This is a genomic window from Clostridioides sp. ZZV15-6598 (assembly GCF_020657705.1).
Lineage (GTDB): Bacteria > Bacillota > Clostridia > Peptostreptococcales > Peptostreptococcaceae > Clostridioides > Clostridioides difficile_F.
Genome location: NZ_JAGWCS010000134.1, coordinates 1 through 10,154 on the forward strand (window position 1 = coordinate 1; position 10,154 = coordinate 10,154).

Annotated in this window: 10 protein-coding genes; 2 read left to right on the top strand and 8 right to left on the bottom strand. The window is 28.3% G+C overall.

From position 1 onward, the window contains the following. The 3 genes from KGF50_RS17895 to KGF50_RS17905 all read right to left on the bottom strand — a co-directional run. On the bottom strand, positions 1 to 834 hold an 834-nt coding region (locus KGF50_RS17895; protein ID WP_227849317.1), incomplete at its 3' end, for a patatin-like phospholipase family protein. Between the two features lie 372 nt (positions 835 to 1,206). Next, positions 1,207 to 2,799 carry a hydroxylamine reductase gene (gene hcp, locus KGF50_RS17900; protein ID WP_227849318.1) on the bottom strand — a complete coding sequence of 531 codons (1,593 nt, stop codon included), beginning with the start codon at positions 2,797 to 2,799 and terminating at the stop codon, positions 1,207 to 1,209. Positions 2,800 to 2,862: 63 nt separating this feature from the next. Next, positions 2,863 to 3,591 carry a 4Fe-4S binding protein gene (locus KGF50_RS17905; protein WP_227849319.1) on the bottom strand — a complete coding sequence of 243 codons (729 nt, stop codon included), beginning with the start codon at positions 3,589 to 3,591 and terminating at the stop codon, positions 2,863 to 2,865. Between the two features lie 163 nt (positions 3,592 to 3,754). Between KGF50_RS17905 and KGF50_RS17910 the strand changes: the two genes are divergently transcribed. Next, entirely contained in the window at positions 3,755 to 4,471 is a 717-nt protein-coding gene (locus tag KGF50_RS17910; RefSeq protein WP_227849320.1) for a Crp/Fnr family transcriptional regulator, read from the top strand. 201 nt (positions 4,472 to 4,672) lie between these two features. Here the strand turns inward: KGF50_RS17910 and KGF50_RS17915 are convergent, their stop codons facing one another. The 4 genes from KGF50_RS17915 to KGF50_RS17930 form a co-directional block, all read right to left on the bottom strand. Beyond that, on the bottom strand, positions 4,673 to 5,422 hold the full coding sequence (locus KGF50_RS17915) for an amino acid ABC transporter ATP-binding protein (protein WP_227849321.1): 750 nt from the start codon (positions 5,420 to 5,422) through the stop codon (positions 4,673 to 4,675). 132 nt (positions 5,423 to 5,554) lie between these two features. After that, entirely contained in the window at positions 5,555 to 6,730 is a 1,176-nt protein-coding gene (locus KGF50_RS17920; protein ID WP_227849323.1) for a M20 family metallopeptidase, read from the bottom strand. 139 nt (positions 6,731 to 6,869) lie between these two features. Further along, positions 6,870 to 7,667 carry an amino acid ABC transporter substrate-binding protein gene (locus tag KGF50_RS17925; RefSeq protein ID WP_227849324.1) on the bottom strand — a complete coding sequence of 266 codons (798 nt, stop codon included), beginning with the start codon at positions 7,665 to 7,667 and terminating at the stop codon, positions 6,870 to 6,872. A 58-nt stretch (positions 7,668 to 7,725) separates the two neighbouring features. Next, positions 7,726 to 8,388 carry an amino acid ABC transporter permease gene (locus KGF50_RS17930; protein WP_227849325.1) on the bottom strand — a complete coding sequence of 221 codons (663 nt, stop codon included), beginning with the start codon at positions 8,386 to 8,388 and terminating at the stop codon, positions 7,726 to 7,728. A gap of 596 nt (positions 8,389 to 8,984) precedes the next feature. Between KGF50_RS17930 and KGF50_RS17935 the strand changes: the two genes are divergently transcribed. After that, positions 8,985 to 9,443: a YbaK/EbsC family protein gene (locus KGF50_RS17935; protein WP_227849326.1), complete on the top strand. Its 459-nt coding sequence runs from the start codon at positions 8,985 to 8,987 to the stop codon at positions 9,441 to 9,443. Between the two features lie 222 nt (positions 9,444 to 9,665). Here KGF50_RS17935 and KGF50_RS17940 read toward each other — a convergent pair. Beyond that, positions 9,666 to 10,154 (bottom strand): DUF2975 domain-containing protein (locus KGF50_RS17940; RefSeq protein WP_227849327.1); only part of this gene is annotated, 489 nt, incomplete at its 5' end.

Below are 10,154 nucleotides of genomic sequence, written 5' to 3' on the forward strand. Positions count from 1 at the left end.
ATATTCTAGTGAATCACAATCATCCATAGCTACCTCTCTCTCCATTTTAGGATTTAACCTATAGTAATTATCTCCAAGAAGTTTTTGAGAAAATAATTGACTCATTTGAGAGTTCCCTTCTAGTGTAACAGATATAATTGGTAAGTCTGGCTCCTTATTGATTATCCAGTCAATAGCTCCCCATTCAGTTGTATCTGTCTTTATACTATTATATACATATCCAGTCCCTATAGAAAAAAGTCTTGTATTTTTATAATTGAGCTTAAGTCCACTGTCAATTGAATAAACTATACATGCTAAACTTGGGTCAGTTGCTATTATACCACCATCAACATGACAATTATAGGTTGGGAAGAATACTGGTGCAGCACTACTTGCCATTGCTACATCTACAACTTTACTAGTTTTAGTAAGAGAATTTGGCATATTATTATAAAATACAGGCTTCCATGAATGCTCTTCATTACCTATATAAAAGCTTGGTACCATAACTAATTTATTTAAATCTTTCAATTCTAAGTCCTCCGGAAATATACTTAGCAAAATTTCCTTTAGATTTTTATTTTCATATTTTGGTCTGAGCATTTCTGCATAACTTTTGTTGAAAATATACTTTGAATTTTCAATTGAATAAAGTGTCTTTATCTCATTAGGGCTTACACCATATGCAAGCCCTAATGCAATCAAACTGCCTGTAGATGTTCCTCCAAACATATTTATATTATTTAATAAACTTGGATACTCCTCTACGATTCTCTCAAGTATGGATATACTTAATGCTCCTTTTAATCCACCACCATCGAACGTTAATATATTAAAATTCGAATTTTTCATATACACATACCCCCATATAAAATGCCTTATATATTTTAAATTTTAGTTAAAATAATTACACTATAATATATATATATTATGCAAATTCTATATTACAAAGTTCCTCTTTCTATAATTAAATTCAGTATACTACACTATTAAAACTATACTTTTCATTTGTTTATACTATACATATATTTTAAGTATTATAAGTTTAAAAGTATGATTTATTATAAACAATTGATTAAAATAATATCTACTTTATAATAGACCATAAAAACATGAATAAGGGTTGACTTTATACAAAGCCAACCCTTATTTATGTTAATTATCATTAGTCTTAATAGTACTTTGACTATAAAATTTATACCTTATTAACTAAGCGTATTCTCTTTATCCTAATATCTTTTTCATATCTTCTTCTGGAGTAGATATAGGAGTTAAAGCAAATTTCTCAACCAATATATTTAATACATTTTGAGACAAGAATGCTGGTAAAGAAGGTCCTATATAGATATTTTTTATACCTAAGTAAAGTAATGTAAGAAGTACACAAACAGCTTTTTGTTCATACCATGATAGCACTATGCTAAGAGGTAATTCATTTACATCACATTCAAAAGCATTTGCCAATGAAACAGCTACTTGAATTGCACTGTAAGTGTCATTACATTGTCCCATATCCATTAAACGTGGTAAACCACCTATTTCTCCAAGATTTAAATCATTAAATCTATATTTTCCACATGCAAGAGTCAATATAACAGTGTCCTCAGGAGCTTGTTTTACAAATTCAGTATAATAATTTCTTCCAGGCTTTGCACCATCACAACCACCAACTAATAAAAAGTGTCTTATAGCACCATTTTTTACAGCTTCTACTACTGTATCTTGTACAGATGAAACTGTTCCTCTTGCAAAACCAGTAGTTAGCATATCACCTCCATTTATTCCAGTCATATGCATATCTTCTTTATATCCTCCAAGTTCAAGTGATTTTTCTATTACACTAGAAAAATCTTTATCTTCTCCAATATGAACCATACCAGGATAAGCAACCACTTCTGTAGTAAATACTCTATCTCTATAACTATCCTTAACAGGCATTAAACAGTTTGTCGTAAATAGTATTGGAGCAGGTATATTGTCAAATTCTTTTTGTTGATTTTGCCATGCTGTACCAAAATTTCCTTTTAAATGCTTATATTCTTTTAATTTTGGATATGCATGTGCTGGTAATAATTCTCCATGAGTGTATATGTTTATTCCCTTATCTTTTGTTTGTTCTAACAATTTGTGTAAATCATAAAGGTCATGTCCTGTAACTACAATAAATGGACCTTTTTCAATTTTCATAGGTACTTGAGTTGGTTCTGGTGTTCCATAAGTTTCGGTATTTGCTCTATCAAGTAATTCCATACATTTTAAGTTTATTTCCCCAGTTTTCATTACAAATCCTAAAAGTTCATCACTAGATAAGTCTTCTCCAACTGCTATTAACCCTTCATAGAAAAAGTCATTCACTTCTTTATCTATATATCCAAGTACCATTGCATGATAAGCATAAGCAGCCATGCCTCTTAATCCAAATAAAATTAATGATTTTAATGAACGTATATCTTCATTATCATTCCATAAATTCTTCATATCGTAGTTGTCATTTCTACTACAAGTTGTTGAACAATCTGAACATCTAGGTACAAGTTCACTTTTTGCTAATTCAGTTTTTTCAATTTGTCTTTTTATAGCTTCATCATCAAAACTTACATTTGTTACAGTAGTAAACAACCCTTCTATCATAACTTTATCTGTTTCTCTTGTTGGTCTATTTTTATTTCCAACAGTTGCTCTTGAAAGTCCAATTAATACTCCTGTAAGTTCATCTTGTAAATTGGCTGTTCCCCCTTTTTTACCACAAGCTCCATTTATAGTACATCCTTTACCACCAACTGTCTGTTCACATTGAAAACAAAACATATTCTCCATCTTTTATTCCTCCCATTTCATTTTATTTATTAAAATTTATTAATTTGTTTACGATTTACTTAATTAGATTTCTCCATCTACTATTTTCCCATCTACAGATATAGTAATTACTTGCCACGGTATCATCTTTCCACTATTTTGTAGAGCTGTTTTAACTGCATTTACAATACCACCACAACAAGGTACCTCCATACGTGTTACCACTATATTTTTAATATCATTTAATCTTAAAATTTCTGTAAGTTTTTCAGCATAATCAACTTCATCAAGTTTAGGGCAACCAATTAATGTAACCTTATTTTTCATAAATTTATTATGGAAATTTCCATATGCATATGCTGTACAGTCTGCTGCTATTAAAAGACTTGCATTCTTTAAATATGATGCGTTAGCAGGTACTAGTTTTATTTGCACTGGCCACTGATTAAGCTGAGACTCTTGTGCCTCCATTACTATATTGTTATTTGTAGATATAGTATCTAAATCTTGTCTTTTTATAGACTTAGACTGAGAACCTGGACATCCACATGCTAAATTTTCTTTTTGTGCTCTCTTTGCTTCCATGTTTGCTTTTACTGCTTCTTCATCATATTCTGCAGCCTCTCTATTTTCAAATGAAATTGCATTCGTTGGACAAGTTGGTAAACAATCTCCTAAACCATCGCAATAATCGTCTCTTAAAAGTTTTGCTTTTCCATTTACCATACCTATAGCTTCTTCATGACAAGCTTCAACACATAATCCACAACCATTACATTTTTCTTCATCAATTTTAATTATTTTTCTAATCATTTATATCACCTCATAAAATTTTTTTGTTTAAAATACTACTTTACTAGATATTTATTTTTAAGACATAGGTCTTTTTTGTTTTAGATTTTTGTATCAGGATTTTTATATCTCCTTGATTTTATAAATTTAGTATAGTACAATGAAAAGAAATTATCGGTTGCATATGCAACAAGGAAGTGATTATTTGAAAAATTTTTTAGAAAAACATATAAATCTATTAAGAAAGATTTCTCTATTTGAAGGAATTAAAGATGATGAACTTGAAGCAATGTTAGAATGTTTGGGTGTTATTGATAAGAATTATCCAAAAGACAGTATAATATTTTCTGTAGGAAATGAAGTGACTTCTATTGGAATTATGCTTAAGGGAAGTGCACACATAATAAAAGAAGATATCGAAGGTAATAGAAATATTGTAGCTGAGCTTTTACCTGGTGATTTATTTGGAGAGGTGTTTGCTTGCACTAGACTACATAAAAGTACTGTAACCGTAGTGACAACATCTTCATGTGAAGTTCTATTTATAAAGTTTAAAAGTGTAACTGGTATTTGCTCATCTACATGTGAATTTCACAATAGACTTGTTGAAAATATGTTACAATTAATAGCTGAAAAAAATATTTTACTTCATAACAAAATAGAGCTGCTTTCTTGTAAAACAACTCGTGAAAAATTACTCATGTACTTTTCAAATCAAATAGAGAGAACGGGTAACTATAAGTTTACAATTCCTTTTTCAAGAAATGAAATGGCTGACTTTTTATGTGTTGATAGAAGTTCTATGTCAAGAGAACTTGGAAAAATGAGAGATGAAGGTCTATTATCTTTTAACAAAAATAAGTTTGAAATCTTTTGTTTCCAAAATAAGTTTGATATTTAAACTTATATGATTCAATACACATAATTTTAATTAATTCAAATTATAGATATTACGTCTAAATCTAAAATTTATATTTTTACTCAAAAAATTAATAGATATCTTAATTATATAAATTAAGATATCTATTAATTTTGTATGTTAATTAGCTTATTTTTATGAAAATAGCTCATATATTTTAAAGCATACCTCAATTATATGTTTTTAATTAAATACTTCTTCTTTCCTAATAATATTTAAAAATTTTGCTGTTCTTTCATTTTTTGGATTATTAAATATTTCATCAGGAGTTCCTTCTTCAGCTATCACACCATTATCCATAAATATAATTTTATCAGCAACTTCTTTTGCAAAATTTATTTCATGAGTCACAATAAGCATTGTTATTCCCTCTTTTGCAAGTGATTTTATAACACTTAAAACTTCTCCAACAAGTTCTGGGTCAAGTGCAGATGTTGGTTCATCAAATAATATTACATTTGGATTTACTGCCATCGCTCTAGCTATACCTATTCTTTGTTGCTGACCTCCAGATAACTTTGATGGATAAAAATCTTTTCTATCCAACATCCCAACTTTTTCTATTAATTTTAGAGAAATTTCTCTAGCTTCTTGTTTACTCTTTTTATGTACTACTATCAATGCTTCCATTACATTTTCTAATGCTGTTTTATTTTTAAATAGGTTATAATTTTGGAATACCATAGATGTATGTTTTCTTAAATTTGCTACATCCTTTTTTGTTGCTTTTTCTACATCTACTTTTACATCTCCAATCATTATTTTTCCTTTTGTAGGCTCAACCAAATAATTTAAACATCTAAGTAATGTAGATTTACCTGTTCCAGATGGACCAAGTATAGCTACTACTTCACTTTGATTTATTTCTAAATTTATACCTTTAAGAACTTCTGTACCTTTAAAACTTTTATGTAAATTCTCCACTTTTATCATTATTATCCTCCTTTTTTAATAAATATAATAAACTAATCACATATTTGACACTAAAATTAATATGTTAATTTCAAATCTAAGAATAACTTAGTCATTTTATTTTTAAATAAAATATATTCTTATAACTATAATCTAACATTGACAAAGATAATCTACTGCAAGTTGTGCAAATAATGAAGATGCTGTACTTAGACATTTTTCATCTATATTAAACTTGTTATTATGAAGTTTGTAATTTATATTTTTTTCTTTATTACCTACACCTATATACATAAATAAACCAGGTCTTTCCTTCATATAAATAGCAAAATCTTCACCTGTCATTGCTGGAAAATCAATCATTTCAACATTTTCATCTCCAAGTATTTTTAAAGCACTTTTTCTTCCTAGTTCTATCATATTTTTATCATTTATGACAGCATCTCCTCCTGCACTCTTTTCAAACTTGCAATCCGCTCCATGAGCTTTACATATATTTCTTACCATATGCTCTAGTACTTCACTTATTTCAAGTACTTTTTCCTGACTTATAGCTCTAATAGTTCCCTGAAGTATACATATATCTGGTATTATATTTTTAGATATACCAGAATTAAAAGAACAAACGGATACCACTACTGGTACAACTGGGTCAATCTTTCTTGAAACTATTTGCTGGATAGAGGAATATACTGCATTTCCAACCGCAATTGGGTCTATACAATTGTGAGGCTCTGCTCCATGACCACCTTTACCAATTATTGTTATTTCAAAAGTATTCGTTGCTGCCATAGCACAATTTCTAGCAATTCCAATTTTCCCTGATTCAATAGTTGGCCAACAATGACCAGTCGCTAATACGTCCACACCTTCAAGTACATTTTCCTTAATTACGATATCAGAACCACCTTTTTCTTCACCTGGTTGAAATAGTAATTTTACATTTCCATGCAGTTCTTCTTTTATGTCATTTAAAATCATCGCTGCCCCTAATAACCATGAAACATGTGCATCATGTCCACAAGCATGCATATTATCATTTGTAGATTTAAATTCTAAATCATTTTCTTCTTTTATTGGAAGCCCATCCATATCGGCTCTAAGTAGTATTGTTTTTTTGCCATTATTATTTCCTTTTATAGTTGCTAATACTCCTGTACCTGCAACATCTATGTATTCAATATTAAGCTTATCTAATTCTTTTTTTATAAGTTTGGATGTTTCAAATTCTTTAAATGCTAACTCTGGATTGCTGTGTATTTGTCGTCTTATTTTTATAACCTCTTCATTATTTTTTAGTGCAATAGATTTTATTTTATCTTCAATCATTTATAAGACCTCCATAACTTATTTTAATCTATAAGGACTAATCTAAATACATTATAATACACAGATAACTATAGATAAATTTACATTTTCATAATTTTATCTATAGTTATCGCAACTTTATATTTTATCTTTAAAATATTTATTTTTGTATATCAGCACTTACATCCATTCCAAACCATTTTTCAGATATTTTTTTCACTGTTCCGTCTGCAAGCATCTCTTCAATTGCCTTGTTTACATCTCCTTTTATAACTTTTGATTTTTCATCATTTTTCTTAAAGAAATAAGCTATATTAGTAACTGATAATTTTTCATCTAACACTCTTACTTTCATATTAGCTTTTTTAGAATCTCCTACAACAGTAAGTTCTGCATCAATCCATGCACTAACTCTTCCTAAATCTAAATCTTGAATACCATTAGTTCCATCACCATAAACCTTTTCTTCAAATAAATTATCTTTATTAACAGTTGCTGCAACTTGTTGACCTTGAGAACCTTCTGATACTGCTACTACTTTTCCTTTTAAATCTTCAAGCTTGTTTATTTCATTATTTCCGTCTTTTACAGCTATACATACAGAATCAGAGCCATAAGGAACAGAAGCATCATATTTTTCTAATCTCTCTTTAGACATTCCAAAAAAGTTTGCTGCTACATCAACTTTACCTGAATCTAACATTCCGAATATAGAACTAAAACCTGTTGGTTCCATTTTTATTTTATATCCACTTCTTTTACCTATTTCTTTCCACATGTCAACTTCAAACCCTTTATGCTCCCCATTGTCAACATAAGAATATGGATCGGCTGAGTTAGATGAAGCTACAGTTATAATTTTTTCATCCTTTGCTTCTTCCTTTTTTGTACAGCCAGTGGCTAAAACTGTTAACGACAAAACTGCTACCAAACATTTTATAATATTTCTTTTTATCATGTCTCTTCTCCTCACATTATTTTTTATATAAAATACTTTTCTATGTATTTTTTTAGACCTAATAATTGCTAATTTTCTTTTCTAATTTTTTTTGACCCCAACTTAAAGGAGTTATTATACACCAATAAATTACCATAACTGCTCCATATACCTCAAAAAACTTAAAACTTAATGCTCCTTGTGATTTGGCAGCACCCATTATATCATTTACTCCAACAACAAAAGCCACAGAAGAACCTTTAATTAAATCTATAAAATTATTGAATAATGATGGCAATGCAACTCTTATTGCCTGTGGTACAACTATTCTTTTCATTGTTTGTAAATTTGTTAATCCCATCGCATATGCTGCTTCTATCTGCCCCTTATCAATTGAAAGTATAGATGCTCTTATCGTTTCTGACATATAAGCGCCCATGTTCAAACTAAGTACTATAGATGTCGCAAATACTGGATCCATATTTTTTACAAAATCACTCATATAAGCCAAACCAAAATATAAGAAGAACAACTGTGGCATAAGAGGTGTACCTCTAAATATTGATACATATACTTTGCATATTTGATTTAATACTTTGACTTTATAATAAGATGATAACGCTACTATCGTTCCTATAATTAATGAAAATACCAGTGAGCTTATTGCTAAAATCACAGTTACATTGAATGATTTCATTATTGTTGGAAATAATTCCAAAAAATATTTCATGCTAAAAATCATAAAATAAGTCCCCCTCACTTAATGTTGTTTTTTGCAAACTTTTGTCACATGTTCAATTATAATAGAATTTTCTTTATTTTTCCAATAGAAAAAAACTATTTCCTCATCTACTTATATAGCCATTTTTAATATCAAATTTATTTAATATAATTTTGATATTATGGAGTTATTTTTCTCATTTTTACAAAATTTTTTAATTCTAAATCATATATTATTTTAAAATATATTTATAAGATATAAGTTTGTGTATTTGTACAATCTCTAATATGTTCTTTAGAGTAAATCTCAATGCTATTTTTCACATATTAATCTGTTATAATAAAAATATAATAAAAAAATCAATATTAGAAATTGAAAATTGATAGTTATTTATAGTAAAAGAAAATTTTATTGGGCAAGCAAAATAAAAGTCAGAAAGGAGTTATTTATGAATATTTTTATTATTAGAAAAAATGCAAATCAACCGCCATTTATAATAGAGTGTTAGATACAAGCCTTTTGATTTAGCATTTAATTAAAGATATGCAAAATACTCACTTAGGCATTGTATAAAACACTCATTCTCATTCAATATTAATTTAAAAGGAGAAATAATTATGTTTTATATAAGTGATATTTTTGCTATAGCACCAAAAACATTTTCAACTATATTACAAAAGGAAGTTTATAAAACTTTAGACTATCTTAAAATACCTTTTGAAAGAGTTGATACAGATACAGCAATATCTATGGAAGACTGTGTATTAATCAATAAAAAATTAGATATGGATATGGTAAAAACCTTATTTTTGTGTAACAAGAAAAAGACCTTATTTTATCTTTTCATTACGACTGGAGATAAAAAATTTGATACGAAAAAATTTAGTAAAGAATTAAATATATCTCGTGTATCGTTTGCCTCAGAAGAATTATTTGAAAGTATGTTAGGAACCAAAATAGGTGCTGCAACAATTTTTAGCACAATTATTGATTGTAATAGAACTATCCAAGTCATATTTGACAAAGAAGTTCTAGAAAAGGATTGTTATGGATGTAGTGACGGAACGAATACTTGATACATGAAAATAAAAACTGAATATATATTAAATATTTTATTACCATATACTAAACATAAGTATAAAGTTATTGAAATCTAATTATTGTAAAAGCCTGTTATATCAATAAATATAACAGGCTTAACAACTGATATATAAATTTCTTTCTGATAAATCTTTAAGAGATATTTTCTTTTCGCAATCATTACATCTAAATTTACTACAATTGACATAGTGTGCAACTTAAATAGTTAAATCATTATCTTGCTTTATCTTTATTGCCTTCTTAAACCCATCTGAAATCACAAAACTCATAAGAGCCACCACAAAATACACAAGAGTTGGAACTGTAAAATAAAATCCGAATCCTAAATCTAGGAATCTCATTCCTGTTCCAGTAGTACCAAAAGTTGAAATAAATTCTATAGCAGAATTTAAAAGTAAAAGATAGCCAATAAGTCTAAACCTTTTTGCATTTTCATTTACGAATAAGCTATATTCAGAACTATTTAATACTTCTAACAATGACTTTACTATAATAAAATATGATACACCCAAGGCAAACATTAATATTCCGTATATAAAACCTTGTATAGTTGCTTCACCGCTAAAACAAAGATAACTAAAACCTTTAACTCCTCCTACAGAAAGTGCTAATCCTAAAAGAAAAAATAAAATTTGTAATATACCATTTAGTAGATTTTTTATAAGTTTATCAGACACTATATCAAC

Coding starts and splice junctions, on each gene's coding strand:
- KGF50_RS17910 (WP_227849320.1), top strand. CDS start 3,755: ATGCAACAAGGAAGTGATTATTTGAAAAATTTTTTAGAAAAACATATA.
- hcp (WP_227849318.1), bottom strand. CDS start 2,799: ATGGAGAATATGTTTTGTTTTCAATGTGAACAGACAGTTGGTGGTAAA.
- KGF50_RS17930 (WP_227849325.1), bottom strand. CDS start 8,388: ATGATTTTTAGCATGAAATATTTTTTGGAATTATTTCCAACAATAATG.
- KGF50_RS17905 (WP_227849319.1), bottom strand. CDS start 3,591: ATGATTAGAAAAATAATTAAAATTGATGAAGAAAAATGTAATGGTTGT.
- KGF50_RS17925 (WP_227849324.1), bottom strand. CDS start 7,667: ATGATAAAAAGAAATATTATAAAATGTTTGGTAGCAGTTTTGTCGTTA.
- KGF50_RS17915 (WP_227849321.1), bottom strand. CDS start 5,422: ATGATAAAAGTGGAGAATTTACATAAAAGTTTTAAAGGTACAGAAGTT.
- KGF50_RS17935 (WP_227849326.1), top strand. CDS start 8,985: ATGTTTTATATAAGTGATATTTTTGCTATAGCACCAAAAACATTTTCA.
- KGF50_RS17920 (WP_227849323.1), bottom strand. CDS start 6,730: ATGATTGAAGATAAAATAAAATCTATTGCACTAAAAAATAATGAAGAG.